Origin of the sequence: Vibrio sp. FF145, assembly GCF_041439075.1 — a bacterium.
Classification (GTDB): Bacteria; Pseudomonadota; Gammaproteobacteria; order Enterobacterales; family Vibrionaceae; genus Vibrio; species Vibrio tasmaniensis_A.
Genome location: NZ_JBGONH010000027.1, coordinates 51,949 through 67,170, shown reverse-complemented (window position 1 = coordinate 67,170; position 15,222 = coordinate 51,949). Strand labels below are relative to the sequence as shown.

Sequence of the window (15,222 nt, the reverse complement as noted above, 5' to 3'; positions counted from 1 at the left end):
TCCGCATGCAGGGTGGTGTGGGGGCTGGAGGGTAAATACCTCCGGCTACCCGATTATGCGCGTAGACTGACAACTTTTTGCCATACTCCAACATTATTACCACTTATTGGATAATAAAATGAAGCAACTTTTGCAAATTCTGCTTTATTAAATGCACCTTCACTTGCTTCATTTCCCTCACGAATAGTACACTGAATAATTCTCGCATTTAAATTTGTAACCGAATGATCTAAAGCTTTATTAATAAGTAATGTACTCAGGCCTTTTCCGCGAAAGTCCTTTTTTACCGTTAAATGACAGACCTCAGTTTGATACCATTGAACTTTCTTACATTCAAGAAATCCTTTTACTACACCATTTTCCTCTTCGTAAATGTAATTTTCTTTCGATTCTAAAATCTTATTCGCTGTATAATTAACAACTAATTGATTCTCTTCATTTAATAAATTTGATATTTGTTCTGCTATCTCTTTTTTCATACGAATACTTCTAATTTTTTGATAAACAAACTCATGACATCATAAGCGCATAACAGCTCTTAGACAGAAAAATTCTGCATTTAAATATAGAATTTTTCTATCTAGTATCTTGATGAAGTTAACCATACCCCGTTTTTATGAAAACTAACAGCAACTTAAGCACTACGAGCATCTGCCTGCATCCCAAAACACAGACTTTTTCTATATAGCATGAATTGATGTGCCAAACTGCAATTCATGTACATATAACCAGTTAAAATTAAAATGCAAAAATCACCATTTCTAGCCTATATACAAGAGTATATGTTGGGGAGACACTATGCTCTTCGTACTACACAGGCGTACATTTATTGGATTCACCAGTACATTCTTTATCATAATAAAAAGCATCCCAGAAATTTGACGTCGAGGCATGTAGAAGACTTCCTGACGCACTTAGTTGTTGATAGGAAGTCAGCACAGAAAACGCAGAGCCTAGCCCTCAATGCGATAGTCTTTTTATACAAAGAAATCATCCAGGAACCCATTGAACTTGATATGCAGTTTCGCCGTTCAGACAAATCCCGAAAGTTGCCAACGGTTATGACGCCAGAAGAAATTGGCAGGTTCTTTAACCACTGCTCACCTAACTTCAAATTACCTTACCAATTAATGTATGGGTCAGGCCTACGGTTGATGGAGTGTCTACGCTTACGAATGCAAGACATCGACTATGACTACAAATCAGTGCGAGTGTGGCAAGGAAAAGGAGGAAAGAACCGTATAGTGACAATAGCCCCCGAGCTTTTCCCTTCAATCAAGCTACAACAACAGAAATCCGCAGAATACTATCAGCAAGATATACATGATAAAGCTTTTTCTGGCGTATACCTGCCCGACTCTCTAGCTAAAAAATACCCGAGTGCAGAAAGAAGCTTAAATTGGCAATTTCTTTTTCCTTCTGCTCGTCTGGCACCCGATTTGCGAACAGGTGAATTACGTAGGCATCATATTCATCCAACAGCACTACAAAAACACATTAAGGTCGCTAGCCAAAAAGCCGACATTGAGAAAAATATTTCCTGCCACACTTTAAGGCATTCATTTGCGACGCACCTTCTTCAAAGCGGTGCTGATATTAGAACAGTTCAAGAACAGCTTGGACATACCGTTCTAAAAACAACGCAAATATATACTCACATCATAGATAGAGGAGCCAACGGCGTAATTAGTCCACTATCAAAAATATTCGTTAAGTAATTGTCGGGGAATCTCCGGTTCCGAGGTTTCGTAAACTTAGCGGTTAACCACTCACTTACATACCTTTACTTACCAAACCATGAAACTTGCTAAATTAGATGCTGACTTTTACTTATCGCTCTAGCCGTAACTTCAGTATTGTTACGCGCCATCAATGATATACATAAGGAAATGAAAATGAAGCGAATTGAGCAACTACCAATGCCACCCACTTCTGGTGTTTTAGGACATGTGAGCTATTTAAAACAGCCCAATGTTCATCAGCAAATGTTGTGTTGGATTAAAGAATACGGTGCTCATTTTCGTTTAAAACTAGGCATGAAAGATGTACTTGTATTGTCTGATGCAGCTCAAATCAAGTCCGTGCTAAAGTCTCGACCTGAGGAGTTTCGCCGCCTAAAGAATATCGAGAGTGTCTTTGATGAAGTCGGTCTTAATGGCGTATTCTCTGCTGAAGAGGAACGTTGGAAGCATCAACGAAAATTAACAGAACCTATGTTTCAGCCGGGTCATCTGAAAAATTTTCACCCTCAGCTAAGTGTGATTACGGAGCGTTTGGGAAAGCACCTTGAAATGCTAGCGGAATCAGGAGAAGTGGTCGAACTCGTAGCAGAGTTTAAAAAATACACGGTTGATGTAACATCTCTGCTAGCGTTCGGGGAAGACTTTAACTCTATAGAACAAACAACTGTGCCACTAAGTAAAAGCTTACAAAACGTATTTCCGGTAATAAATCAACGCTGTAGTTCTCCAATTCCATTGTGGCGTTTTTTCAAAACGAAAAAAGACAAGCTGTTTGATACCAGTTTGGAAGACATAGGGCATTTCGTTTATGGGTGTATTGAAAAACAACGCGCTCGTCTGGTTCACGAACCAGCCCTTAAAGACTCACCAGAGAACATGCTGCAAATCATGTTATTGGAACAAGAACAAGATTCCTCATTAACTGACCAAGATATTGTTGCAAATGCTATTACCCTTCTATTAGCAGGTGAAGATACCACAGCGAATACACTGGCATGGATGGCATTCTTAGTCAGCAGCAATCGCAGTAGTGAGTTGGCCTTACAAGATGAACTTGACGCCCTAGGGAAGAGAAAAGTCTTAGAATGGCCGCTTCCTCGAACACCTTATATGACAGCGGTGATGTATGAAGCCATGCGATTAAAGCCGGTAGCACCACAACTTTATTTGGAACCCACACGAGACACTCAGATTGGTGACATCGAAGTAAAAAAAGGCACACCTGTTTTTGTAATGCTACACGCGAATGGTTTTGACCCTGATTTATTTGAAGATCCAACAACGTTTAACCCGAATCGTTGGGTAGAAAAAGATGGCGCTTCGTTCTCTAACCTTCAGCCGTTTGGTGGAGGAGCAAGGCTATGCCCTGGACGCTCATTGGCCATGATGGAAATTAAACTCGCCTTTCATACATTGTTTAATGAATTCAGCATTGAGCCACAACAAGCCCCTGAAACTGTGGTTGAACAGTTTGCGTTCACGATGTCTCCCGTTGGGTTTAATGTAAAAATAACCAAGCGAAGCTAGCTTACAAATAGACGTATCGAGAGCCAATGATAAAGCCGAACTATCGGCTCTTTTCGTCTATTTCAACTCATCCAACACTTCATAGCATTCCGTGTCTATTTTCAGATAAGTACCTTGATCTAAAGCTATCGTGTGAAATTCTGGGTCACCCGCATCATTAACCAAATTGACTTCAAGCCAAATTTTGCCAAATTCATCGATATACCAAACTCGCCACAAAAGATTAGACTGTACAAGCAGCTGATAAAGCTTGTAGGTCATATACAAGTCTGAACCCGCTTTCTGTGATGCTTCAATGAGATCATCAGGAATACTAGCGACTTGAACTAAATAATTCACTTCAATCATAAAGCCTCAAATTATTAAATTACAAAAAAACAAGTTACAACAAAACCCAGTGAGAGACATGCTTTCCACCGCCTATCTCTAACACTCTATAGATACTCTTTAATGGCAGAGATGCCATGCCAAGTGCGTCTACTCGTATATTTTCCCATTATGCTTTAGCCAGCCATGAGCATGGTGATTCCGAGGATCTTTGTGGGTCCAGTGCATCACGCCACCTTTCTTGTTCCATTCATACTCCCCATAAAATTCAACTCTATCGCCCTTTCTCAATCCCTGAATACGAGGAGCTAAATCAATATTATGTGCCACCAGCAAAGTTTGTCCGCTGTCGAGCCTTAAGATAAACTTCTGATGTCGAGAGCCTTTATTATCGTCTGGAAGTAATCGTGAAACTAAACCCGACCCACGTACTTGAACATCACTTTTGTGATTTTGGTAAGCTTGCTTCAGTCGCGCATCATTGGCCTGAACATGGCTGACACCAAAGCAGAGCAATACCAAAAATAGAGTAATAAACTTTTTCATTCCTTTTATTCCTTTCTTTTCCATACAGGGATATCCATTGAGACTACAAATCTACGTAAGTATCAATTTAACGATGCTTATACTGAGTAGGGCAATAACCTCTAGATACATCTGAGCTACGAAGTTTTACGTGCTTGGTGGAGCGACCAGAAACGCGAGTACGCCACAACTTGAAACTGCCAAGCTTCAAACGACTGCGCATCAAGCGAATCACCTCTGATTCATTTAAACCAAATTGCAGTTCTATTGCTTCAAACGGCGTTCTGTCTTCCCACGCCATTTCAATAATTCTTGATTCAGTCTCTTTAGATAACATCTTTGCCTACTCATCTTCAATTAAATGAACAGAAATACGTTCCTTCTTGCTCATTAGATCAAAGACTTATCGCTTAAATTGAAAAACCCCAACATCCAAAAAGCAACGGCAGAATTACTAATCCATCAAGTCATCAAGTCCGTTTATGGCTAAAGATTAAAACAGGATGCCGAAGATGCGACATCGCAATAACCTGAACCAATACAAAGTAATTTCGAAAAAACGTAAAACCACAAACCACACTAGTTCGATTTGTAACCACTTATTACATTGAATTTTTTTAAATAAATCCCTACCCAAAAGTATACTGAACGGTGGTCACATTACACCATACTTATCATAGGTAATACGACCACCCACCCTCTTATTCATCACATTTTGGAATGCCAAAATCATTCAATTGAACTCATCAACACAGCTTATTGATTAAGCAATTGAACTCATAACGTAGACCCTGTACGCTTACACTATGCACACGGTTACTTAATGGAGATCACAATGAACGAACTACTGACAAGCGCCATGGAACAGAAACAACGAACAACAGTGACCAGTTTATTCGCAAGGAATGGATTTAAGATCGCAGCCACTGATTTTGATGATGTGACTTTCGAACGTGAAAGCGTATTGGTCAATGTTCGATTCGATGCATCTTCCAACGTCGAATCAATTTCGGTTCTTAACGACTAACGAGAGACTCGATGCAAGTAGGTCGCTAGAATGATTGAATGAACAACATTCGGCTCATTTTAGCGCATCTTGCTAGCTGTCCTTTGCTACTTCATCACCATCCTCTTCTCTTCCGAAAGCCCCCGAGTGACAATTAAGCCAATAACTCGCAATTCCATGAGCTTGGCTTATATTTATTAATACCCTTTGAACAAAAATTCGAAATGATGCCTATGTTCCTAACTCGGTTAATTTATGTCAGCACACTTTCCGAATGTTGTGATTCCAAAGCACTGGATGAAATACTCACTATCTCACGAGACCACAATCGGCAGAGCCATCTAACAGGGCTTCTCAGTCATAATCAAAAGTACTTTCTTCAATGCATTGAAGGTTCTAGGGAGGCGGTAAACCATACCTACAATCACATCCTAAACGATAAGCGGCACGAGAGAGTGACCATACTGTATTTTAAGGAAGTTAATTGTCGAGAGTTTGGAGATTGGTCGATGGGAGACATTCCGCAGTCTAATTTGACTGAACTGTTGAACTTACAATTTTCGACTTCGGATCAATTTAACCCATACGAAATGTCTGGCGAAAGTGCTTATAAAATGCTTTTAGAGTTAAAGCAAAATTTGCCGTCTGAGTGACCTAACTTTCAAACGGCAAGCCTTAAAAACGATGATGTCGATTCAAGGGTAAGTCATCCTCTTTCAAGCCCGAGTTCATACTCGGGCTATTCGTTCAAAAATCCCAGTCATCGTCTTCGGTCGCGACAGCTTTACCTATGACATAAGAAGATCCTGAACCAGAAAAGAAGTCATGATTTTCGTCAGCATTGGGCGACAGGGCGGCCATGATAGCAGGGTTAACCTGACATAACTCATCCGGGAACAATGCTTCAAACCCGAGATTCATCAACGCTTTGTTAGCGTTATAATGTAGGAAGTGCTTAACATCTTCAGTTAAGCCAACAGGATCATAAAGCGATTCGGTATATTGTGTTTCGATTTCATAAAGAGAGAACATTAATGAATAAGCTTCATCCTTAACTCTCGCCTGTTCTTCCTCATTAAGAGATTGGTAAGCAAGTTGGAATTTATATCCAATGTAGTAACCATGAATCGCCTCATCACGAATAATCAGACGGATCAAATCCGCTGTATTGGTCAGTTTTGCCCGACTCGACCAATGCATGGGTAGATAAAACCCAGAATAGAATAAGAAACTCTCTAGAAAAACACTGGCCACTTTTTTCTTTAGCGGGTCGCCTTCAGCCAAATAATCATCGAGGATAATCTGTGCTTTTTTCTGTAACAGAGGGTTCTCTTCAGCCCAGCGAAACGCTTCATCAATTTGCGGCGTAGTACACAAAGTTGAGAATACAGAAGAGTAGCTACGAGCATGAACGGCTTCCATAAACGCGATGTTGGTTAATACCGCTTCTTCATGAGGTGTTCTCGCATCTTCCATCAAGGCTGGCGCACCCACCGTATTCTGAATCGTGTCGAGTAACGTTAAACCGGTAAAAACTCTAATCGTTAGCGTTTGCTCTTCTTCAGTTAGTTGCTTCCATGTTTGAATATCATTGGATAAAGGTACCTTTTCAGGCAGCCAAAAATTAACCGTCAGGCGATTCCAAATCTCTAGATCTTTGCCATCAATCATACGATTCCAGTTAATCGCTTGAACGGGTCCGGATTCCATCTTTTTCATTGCGTTTATCCCTTTATTACAGTGAGCACGACACGCACCCTTCGACTTGAGTACCTTCTAATGCTTTCTGTCGCATTCGGATGTAGTAAAGCGTTTTAATTTTCTTTTTCCATGCGTAGATCTGAGCTTTGTTGATATCTCTCGTCGTTACCTCATCGTCAAAAAACAAAGTTAATGAAAGGCCTTGATCAACATGTTCAGTGGCCGCCGCATAGACATCGATTATTGCCTTAGGGCCTATGGAAAAGGCATCACGGAAGTACTCTAAATTGGAGTTATTCAAATACGGCGCAGGGAAGTAAACTCGCCCAATTTTACCCTCTTTTCTTATCTCCACTTTAGCGGTAACGGGATGAATAGAAGCGGTAGAGTCGTTGATATAGCTAATTGAGCCTGTAGGAGGAATGGCCTGTAAGTATCGGTTGTATAGCCCTGAGCTCATGACGAGTTGTTTCAATTCGCTCCACTCAGACACTGTGGGTATTCGTATATCTAAACGGCTAAAGAGATCTTGGACCACGTCCAATTTTGGCGAGAAATCCTGCTGCAAATATTTGTCGAAGAAAGACCCATCACTGTAACTAGAATCTTCGAACCCTTTGAACGTACTCTTTTTCTCTTGTGCCAACTTATTGGAAGCCACGAGACAGTGATATAAAACACAGGCAAAATAACTGCTGGTGAAATCAATGGCCTCTGGTGAATCATAGTGAATGCGTTCTCGAGCCAAAAAACCATGCAAGTTCATCTGACCTAAACCAATAGCATGACTTTCATCGTTGCCCTTTCTTATCGAAGGAACACTGTTGATTGCGCTCATCTCTGACACTGCATTTAATGCTCGAATTGCGGTATCAACGGTTTGAGATAGTCGACCTCCATCCAAGGCTTTAGCAATATTGATCGAGCCTAAATTGCACGAAATATCTCGCCCGACATGACTATAGTTCAAGTCATCATCATAATTTGACGCCTCGTTGACCTGCAATATTTCCGAACACAAGTTAGACATATTTACACGCCCCTGAATGGGGTTAGCCTGGTTAACCGTATCTTCGAACATAATGTATGGATAGCCCGACTCAAATTGGATCTCGGCAAGCGTTTGGAAAAGGCCTCTTGCACTCATTTTCCCTTTGCGGATCCTCGGGTCGTCCACCATTTCATGGTACTTCTCCGTCACGCTAATTTCAGAGAAAGGTACGCCATACACTCGCTCAACATCATGAGGAGAAAACAAGTACATATCTTTGTTTTGCTTGGCTAATTCCAGAGTAATATCGGGAATGACAACACCAAGGCTCAAGGTCTTAATTCTGATTTTTTCATCTGCATTTTCTCTTTTTGTATCAAGAAATTGCATGATGTCTGGATGGTGAACATTGAGATAGACAGCACCCGCGCCTTGCCTAGACCCCAATTGGTTTGCATACGAGAAACTGTCTTCAAGCAATTTCATCACAGGGACGACACCTGAACTTTGATTTAAGATCCCCTTAATGGGCGCACCTTGCTCTCTTAAGTTCGTCAGAAGTAAAGCTACACCACCGCCACGACGTGAGAGTTGCAACGATGAGTTAATCGCACGACCGATGCTCTCCATATTGTCTTCAATTCTCAACAAAAAGCAGGAGATCAATTCACCACGGCTCTTTTTGCCGGAGTTAATAAAAGTGGGCGTAGCCGGTTGAAAGCGCTGATGAATGATTTCTTCCATTAGTGCCAGTGCAAATTCACAGTCACCACGAGCCAGTAACAGTGCAGTCATAACCACTCGGTCTTCGAACCTTTCTAAATATCGCTTACCATCACGAGTTTTCAGTGCATAGGAAGTAAAAAACTTATAAGCACCTAAGAACGTTCGGAATCGAAATTTGGCTTGATAGGCATTTGCCCAGATTTGATGAAGAAAACTACGATCATATTGCTCAATAACTTGAGCCTCGTAATATCCCTCTCTAAGCAAATAGTCGATCTTCTCGTCTAAATTATGAAAGAAAACGGTATTTTGATTAACGTGTTGTAAGAAAAACTGTCGAGTCGCTTGCTTGTCTGCCACAAACTGAATCGTCCCTTGTTCATCAAGTAGATTCAACATTGCGTTTAAAGCATGGTAGTCAAGGGACTCGTTCTCAAAGTGGTTATCCATGATGTTTCCAAAATTGTTCTAACCCATTTGTCACGATATCAATATCGCTCTGGGTTCCAGATAGTTCGAAACGGTACAACAGCGGCACATTGCATTTTTCAGCGACAATGGCACCTCCGCGAGCAAAAAGAGCTCCAAAGTTTCGATTTCCCGATGCAATCACACCTTTAATCAATGCTCGATTATTCGGGTTATTCAATAGACTTATAACGGAGTTAGGCACAGCTCCTCGCCCCTCACCATCGGCATAAGTCGGGCATATGAGTACAAATGGTTGCTCAATCTCTAGCGTCCTTCCATTGGCCTCAGTAGGAAGCCTGATCGCAGGTAATCCTAGCTGTTCGACAAACCGCTTCGTATTCCCCGAAGCGCTAGAGTAATAAACAATCATTAACCCAACGCGCTGATCATGTCAGGTCTAAAACCAGACCAGTGGCGGTCATTGGCCACAACCACGGGAGCTTGTCGATAACCCATTGATTGAACTCTTTCCATTGCGATTTCGTCGCACGTTAAATCAACAACTGTATGCTCAATACCTTTGCTCTGTAACGCCTTAACCGTTGCTGTGCATTGCACACACTGTGGCTTGGAATAAACGATGACATCCATATTATACAACCTCAATTAAATCTTAATGATAATCATTACCAATGTATATTGGCACATATAGTATTTGGGATTTATGTTTTGTCAACATATTGATCCTCGACTTAAAGACCATAGACAATACATGGTTGATATGCAAATGATAATCAATATCATCTATTGTCACCAGTCAAATATGGAGCAGTAAGGTGAGTATTTCGAGTTCCGGTTCTAATGACATATCCATACATGATATGGAGTGGCAAGGCGTCACGTTAAGTGAAAGTGCCGCAAACAGAATTTCCCAGTTATCACATGGGCAAAAGCACTTCCACCTCACGGTTAAGTCCTCTGGCTGTACGGGGTTTGCATATGAAGTGGCGCTGATCGATTCGCCATCCGATGACGACATCAAGTACGAATCACATGACGTCATTTTCTATATTGCACTCAAAGCCCTACCTATGATCGATGGCACAGAGATCGACTTTGTGCGTCAGGGTTTAAACAGTAATTTTGTATACAATAATCCCAAAGTGAAGAACCTTTGTGGATGTGGCGAGAGTTTTGGAGTTTAACCATGTGCGCATTAGAAACGCAGCCTGAAGTTACAGAGTTACTGCAGAGCAGTCACTATCGTGAAGGTTTCTACACTGAGTTATCTTCAGATACTTTGTCGAAGGGAATCAACGAACAAGTCGTTCGAGCAATCTCCGCAAAACGTAACGAACCCGAATGGATGTTGGAGTTTCGTCTCAAAGCATTCCGTAAATGGCGAACGATGAAGGAACCGCATTGGTTAAAAGCCGATTATCCAGACCTAAATTACCAAGATTACAGTTACTACTCCGCGCCAAGTTGTTCTAGCTGCGACAAAGATAGTTGTGATAAAGATAGTGATGATGGCTCGAATGAATTTTTAACCGAAGAAGTCGAGACAGCCTTTGAAACACTGGGGATTCCAGTTAGAGAAGGTTCAGAAATTGCTGTCGATGCAATCTTCGATTCAGTTTCCGTCACCACTACCTATCAAAACGAACTGAAAGAACTCGGGATCATCTTCTGTTCATTCAGCGAAGCTATCCAAGAATACCCTGAACTTGTGCAACAATACTTAGGCACCGTTGTTCCACCTGAAGATAACTTCTTTGCAGCTTTGAATGCCTCTGTTGCCTCTGACGGCACTTTTGTTTACATCCCTAAAGGTGTGAGATGCCCAAGAGAACTCTCTACCTACTTTCGAATAAACCAAGCAAAAACAGGCCAGTTTGAAAGAACAATTTTAGTGGCTGATGAGGACTCATACGTCAGCTACATTGAAGGTTGCTCTGCCCCGATGAGAGATACCTATCAGCTTCACGCCGCCGTCGTAGAAGTCATCATTCACAAGCGTGCTGAAGTTAAATATTCCACTGTGCAAAACTGGTTCTCAGGAGCAGAGGAATCACAAGGCGGCATACTCAACTTCGTAACCAAACGTGCGGTTTGCGAAGGCGAGTACAGCAAAATGTCTTGGACTCAATCAGAAACAGGTTCTGCGATAACGTGGAAGTACCCAAGCGTGATTCTCAAAGGCGATTACTCTGTAGGTGAGTTTTTCTCCGTCGCTTTAACGAATGGCGTTCAACAAGCCGATACCGGCACTAAGATGGTTCATATAGGAAAACACTCTCGCTCTACCATCATTTCAAAAGGGATTTCAGCAGGCAAAAGCCAGAACAGTTACCGAGGACTGGTTAAGGTCACCCCTAACGCAGAAGGTGCGAGAAACTTCACTCAGTGCGATTCAATGTTAATCGGCGCTGAATGTGGGGCTCACACTTTTCCTTATATCGAAGTCAAAAACCCGTCTGCTCACGTTGAACACGAAGCGACGACCTCTCGAATTGGCCAAGATCAACTGTTTTACTGCACCCAAAGAGGGATCAGTGAAGACAACGCCATATCCATGATCGTCAATGGTTTTTGTAAAGACGTATTTTCAGAATTACCACTCGAATTCGCTGTTGAAGCGCAGAAACTTCTATCAATCAGCCTCGAGCATAGTGTGGGATAAAATGTTAGAAATTAAAAATTTACATGTCAGCGTTGAAGAAAATACTATCCTAAAAGGTATCAACCTAACCGTTAAACCTGGTGAAGTTCACGCAATTATGGGGCCTAATGGGTCAGGAAAAAGTACCCTATCCGCCACACTGGCAGGCAAGGATGATTACGAGGTCGTCAGTGGTGAGATTGTTTTCAAAGGTCAAGATCTTACAGAGCTAGATCCAGAAGAAAGAGCCGGTGAAGGGGTATTTTTAGCCTTTCAGTACCCTGTCGAAATTCCAGGTGTCAGTAACAAACTCTTTCTAAATACAGCTCTCAACGAGGTTCGTGAATATCGAGGCTTAGAACCGATCGATCGTTTTGACTTTGAAGATCTATTGGAAGAAAAAGCGCAATGACATTCTACAAATGGCGGTGCTCTCACCTGATCTTTGTATACTAGACGAGACTGACTCAGGTCTAGATATTGATGCCCTTAAAGCCGTCTCTGAAGGTGTAAACGCGCTACAGAATGAACAACGAGCTTTCATTTTAGTCACGCACTATCAACGTATCCTCAATTACATCAAACCAGATTTCGTGCACGTGTTGTACCAAGGAAAGATTGTAAAATCTGGTGACCACACGTTAGCTCAAGAATTAGAAGAGAAAGGCTATGGGTGGATCATTGATGAACAATAAACATTCATTGCTTGATTCATTTGAAACCCTTGTTCGACCGCATGAGTGGCAAAAAAAGCAATGGTCTAAATTGCTTGGAGTCGAGCAACCGTCCCCTCAACATGAGGACTGGAAATACACGTCTCTTGACCGATTAAACGAACTAGAGCTAAGCAGCGCACCACAACAGTCGACAGCTAACACGCCATACAACAAATTCAGTTTAGACATTGATGCTTATCGATTAGTCTTCGTCGACGGCTTCTTTTTAGCTCGATACTCCGACTGGATTCCAAAAGTTCGAGTGACTCCCATCGGTGCACTCTCTCCAATTGAGATCGATGAGCTATCTCGTTCAATCAAGCCAGACGCTTTTACCTATATTACTGATGCTACCGCTTCAAGTGGCATATCAATCGAAGTCGAAGCTAACACGCAGATATCGAAACCTATTTATCTTCTGCATATCAATTCCGAAAAACAAGGTGATGTATCAAGCTACAGAAGTCATATTGAAGTCGCAGATCATGCGGAAGTCACCGTCATCGAACACCATGTTTCACAAGGTAGTGGTGGAGGCGTAACATTATCTCGCTTAACACAACACGTTGGTTGTGGTGCTCACTACCATCACACTAAAATTGTCGAAGAGTCCTTAAACCAACATCACTTCGGTCACAACGATTTGATAGTTAATGCGCATGCTAGCGCCTACTCTTGTTGCTTGCTCTACTCCGGCCAATTGATACGACATCAAGTAAGTTCAGAACTGACTGGCGAACAAGGTTTTGTTGCTATGGACAGTATTTCCCTACCTCAAGGTGAAGCCGTTTTTGATACTCGCACCTATTTAAAGCACAACTCTCCTCACTGTCAAAGTGAACAAAATCATAAAACCATCGCTCGAAACCAATCTAAGTCTGTTTTCGACGGCATGATCTATGTTGACCCTGCTGCGCAAAAAACAGACGGGCAAATGGACACCCACAGTCTGATTCTAGGCGATGACGCCCAAGTAAACTCTAAACCTCAATTAGAGATTTATGCCGATGATGTCAAATGCAGCCATGGTGCAACAACAGGGCAAATCGACCCAAACCAAATCAACTACTTACGCTCTAGAGGTATCCCAAAAGAACGAGCCGAGCACATGATTACCTCTGCGTTTGTCATTGGCGTTACCGAGAGAGTTAAACACCCCGCCCTAAGACAATCTGCGATAGATAAAATCAATGCGTCACTCAATAAAGGATGTCCAAATGATTGATTCGAGCGAAAATACAAGCCCTTGGTTTAATGACTTCCCAGCTCTAAGAACTCAAGTTTACGACAAGCCTTTGGTCTATTTAGACAGTGCTGCAACGGCCCAAACCCCTCAAGTCGTTATCGACCGCATGACTCAGTTTTATCAACATGATTATGCGAGTGTTCATCGCGGTGTCCATTACCTAAGCTCTAAAGCAACCGAAGAAATGGAACAAGTGAGAGAAAAACTTGCTCAGTTCATTTCAGCTAAATCCAGAGAAACTATTGTTTTTACCAAAGGGACGACAGAGGCCATCAATCTCGTTGCGAATAGCTATTTGCGCCCTAGGTTAAAAGCGGGTGACGAAATCATCGTGACGGAGATGGAGCATCACGCCAACCTTGTTCCTTGGCAGATGCTTTCTGAAATTTATAATGTCAACATTCGTGTTTGGCCAATGGCAAAAAATGGCTATTTGAATCTCAACGACCTTGTCTCGTTAATGAATACAAAGACAAAGCTGCTGGCGATTAGCCACGTATCGAATGTTCTAGGCCGCGTAAACCCAATAAAAACGATAGTCAAAGCTGCACATAAAGCAAAAGTCCCCGTGTTAGTCGACGGTGCTCAAGCTGTCATGCACGATGAAGTCAATGTGACGGACCTCGATTGTGATTTCTACGCCTTCTCTGGGCACAAACTGTATGGCCCGACAGGCATCGGCGTGCTTTATGCAAAAAAAACACATCTCGACAACATGGTGCCATGGGAAGGCGGCGGAGCCATGATCGATCAAGTGACCCTGCCTTTGGGAACCTCGTTTGGCCAAGCGCCATGGAAGTTCGAAGCAGGTACTCCGAATATTGCCGGCATTTTAGGTTTAGGCGCCGCTCTAGACTACATTGAAGCTATCGGCTTCAAAGAGATCTCTGGCTATGAAAAAAATATAATGAATTATTTGGTGGAGAGCATTAGACAGGTACCAGCAATAGAGCTCTATGGCGACGATGATAACCGCACCGGCGTTTTGGCCTTTAATATGAAAAACCAACACTCTTTTGATGTGGGTTCATTCTTAGATAGATATGGTATTGCGATTCGTACCGGACATCTCTGCGCAATGCCCCTTATAAAACGACTCGGTCAGAACTCGCTGTGTCGCGCATCGATTGGCATGTACACAAGGCCCAAAGACATAGATGCCTTGTGCCAGTCACTAAAACGAATCCACCAACTGTTAAGGTAGCTTATGTCCCCTGAAAAGCTCCAGAAAAACTTCGAGCGATGCGCTGACTGGGAAGAACGTTATATGTATTTGATAGAATTGGGGGACCGATTAGAGCCCTTCCCTGTGACAAAGATGAATAAAACACATCTTATCGCAGGCTGCCAAAGTAATGTATGGCTAGATCTTTCCATCGGTCAACAGAATAAAATGTCGATACAAGCGACCAGCGATTCTTCATTAGTTAAAGGTTTGCTGGCGTTGGTGTTGATCGCCTATAACAACCAACAACCCGCGAGCGTTCTAGAATTCGATATTAAAGACTGGTTCCGCCAGCTAGACCTAAAATCTCAGCTTAGCGCCAGTCGGAGTCAAGGCTTAGAGGCCATAATAAAACATATTCGGTGTCACGCTCGGGCTGTTTAACCTTCAATAAACAATAGCCCAGCATGATTAGAT

At 42.2% G+C, this 15,222-nt stretch carries 17 protein-coding genes and 1 pseudogene; 10 read left to right on the top strand and 8 right to left on the bottom strand.

The annotated features are described in order from the left end of the window. Positions 1–53: 53 nt before the first annotated feature. Entirely contained in the window at positions 54–479 is a 426-nt protein-coding gene (locus tag ACED42_RS11940; protein WP_371702686.1) for a GNAT family N-acetyltransferase, read from the bottom strand. Positions 480–743: 264 nt separating this feature from the next. Between ACED42_RS11940 and ACED42_RS11935 the strand changes: the two genes are divergently transcribed. Both ACED42_RS11935 and ACED42_RS11930 read left to right on the top strand, forming a co-directional pair. Next, entirely contained in the window at positions 744–1,718 is a 975-nt protein-coding gene (locus ACED42_RS11935; RefSeq protein ID WP_371702685.1) for an integron integrase, read from the top strand. 177 nt (positions 1,719–1,895) lie between these two features. Next, positions 1,896–3,269: a cytochrome P450 gene (locus ACED42_RS11930; RefSeq protein WP_371702684.1), complete on the top strand. Its 1,374-nt coding sequence runs from the start codon at positions 1,896–1,898 to the stop codon at positions 3,267–3,269. A gap of 57 nt (positions 3,270–3,326) precedes the next feature. On the opposite strand, the gene ACED42_RS11925 is transcribed toward ACED42_RS11930, so the two are convergent. The 3 genes from ACED42_RS11925 to ACED42_RS11915 form a co-directional block, all read right to left on the bottom strand. After that, entirely contained in the window at positions 3,327–3,617 is a 291-nt protein-coding gene (locus ACED42_RS11925) for a hypothetical protein (protein WP_371702682.1), read from the bottom strand. A gap of 129 nt (positions 3,618–3,746) precedes the next feature. Then, entirely contained in the window at positions 3,747–4,142 is a 396-nt protein-coding gene (locus tag ACED42_RS11920) for a DUF3465 domain-containing protein (protein WP_029225537.1), read from the bottom strand. Positions 4,143–4,209: 67 nt separating this feature from the next. Next, on the bottom strand, positions 4,210–4,458 hold the full coding sequence (locus ACED42_RS11915; protein WP_009847118.1) for a TIGR03643 family protein: 249 nt from the start codon (positions 4,456–4,458) through the stop codon (positions 4,210–4,212). 498 nt (positions 4,459–4,956) lie between these two features. Between ACED42_RS11915 and ACED42_RS11910 the strand changes: the two genes are divergently transcribed. Together ACED42_RS11910 and ACED42_RS11905 are read left to right on the top strand one after the other, a co-directional pair. Then, positions 4,957–5,148 (top strand): hypothetical protein, encoded by a 192-nt coding sequence (locus ACED42_RS11910; protein ID WP_009847119.1) that lies wholly within the window; start codon positions 4,957–4,959, stop codon positions 5,146–5,148. A gap of 212 nt (positions 5,149–5,360) precedes the next feature. Further along, positions 5,361–5,780 carry a BLUF domain-containing protein gene (locus tag ACED42_RS11905; protein WP_371702681.1) on the top strand — a complete coding sequence of 140 codons (420 nt, stop codon included), beginning with the start codon at positions 5,361–5,363 and terminating at the stop codon, positions 5,778–5,780. A gap of 94 nt (positions 5,781–5,874) precedes the next feature. On the opposite strand, the gene nrdF is transcribed toward ACED42_RS11905, so the two are convergent. From nrdF to nrdH, 4 genes are read right to left on the bottom strand one after another with little or no spacing between them, the layout of a single operon-like run. Then, positions 5,875–6,846: a class 1b ribonucleoside-diphosphate reductase subunit beta gene (nrdF, locus tag ACED42_RS11900; protein WP_371702680.1), complete on the bottom strand. Its 972-nt coding sequence runs from the start codon at positions 6,844–6,846 to the stop codon at positions 5,875–5,877. Positions 6,847–6,862: 16 nt separating this feature from the next. Further along, positions 6,863–8,995 carry a class 1b ribonucleoside-diphosphate reductase subunit alpha gene (nrdE, locus tag ACED42_RS11895; protein ID WP_371702678.1) on the bottom strand — a complete coding sequence of 711 codons (2,133 nt, stop codon included), beginning with the start codon at positions 8,993–8,995 and terminating at the stop codon, positions 6,863–6,865. Continuing rightward, on the bottom strand, positions 8,988–9,386 hold the full coding sequence (nrdI, locus tag ACED42_RS11890; protein ID WP_086049623.1) for a class Ib ribonucleoside-diphosphate reductase assembly flavoprotein NrdI: 399 nt from the start codon (positions 9,384–9,386) through the stop codon (positions 8,988–8,990). The genes nrdE and nrdI overlap by 8 nt, the downstream gene beginning before the upstream one ends. Next, positions 9,386–9,607 (bottom strand): glutaredoxin-like protein NrdH, encoded by a 222-nt coding sequence (gene nrdH / locus ACED42_RS11885; RefSeq protein ID WP_009847124.1) that lies wholly within the window; start codon positions 9,605–9,607, stop codon positions 9,386–9,388. Before nrdH ends, nrdI begins: the two co-directional genes overlap by 1 nt. Before the next feature lie 185 nt (positions 9,608–9,792). Here nrdH and ACED42_RS11880 point away from each other — a divergent pair, with 185 nt between their 5' ends. The 6 genes and pseudogenes from ACED42_RS11880 to ACED42_RS11855 all read left to right on the top strand — a co-directional run bounded on the left by ACED42_RS11880 (position 9,793) and on the right by ACED42_RS11855 (position 15,189). Continuing rightward, a complete protein-coding gene (locus ACED42_RS11880) occupies positions 9,793–10,161 on the top strand; it encodes an iron-sulfur cluster assembly accessory protein (RefSeq protein WP_009847125.1) in 369 nt (122 codons plus the stop codon). Between the two features lie 2 nt (positions 10,162–10,163). After that, complete coding sequence (sufB, locus tag ACED42_RS11875; RefSeq protein ID WP_371702676.1) at positions 10,164–11,639, top strand: Fe-S cluster assembly protein SufB; 1,476 nt, start codon at positions 10,164–10,166, stop codon at positions 11,637–11,639. Between the two features lies 1 nt (position 11,640). Then, positions 11,641–12,313 (top strand): annotated as a pseudogene (locus ACED42_RS11870) (ATP-binding cassette domain-containing protein). Then, entirely contained in the window at positions 12,303–13,559 is a 1,257-nt protein-coding gene (gene sufD, locus ACED42_RS11865) for a Fe-S cluster assembly protein SufD (protein ID WP_371702674.1), read from the top strand. The pseudogene ACED42_RS11870 and the gene sufD overlap by 11 nt, the downstream one beginning before the upstream one ends. Then, positions 13,552–14,784, top strand: a complete 1,233-nt coding sequence (locus ACED42_RS11860) for a SufS family cysteine desulfurase (RefSeq protein ID WP_371702672.1) — start codon at positions 13,552–13,554, stop codon at positions 14,782–14,784. The genes sufD and ACED42_RS11860 overlap by 8 nt, the downstream gene beginning before the upstream one ends. 3 nt (positions 14,785–14,787) lie before the next feature. After that, complete coding sequence (locus ACED42_RS11855) at positions 14,788–15,189, top strand: SufE family protein (RefSeq protein WP_017101413.1); 402 nt, start codon at positions 14,788–14,790, stop codon at positions 15,187–15,189. Positions 15,190–15,222: the final 33 nt, after the last annotated feature.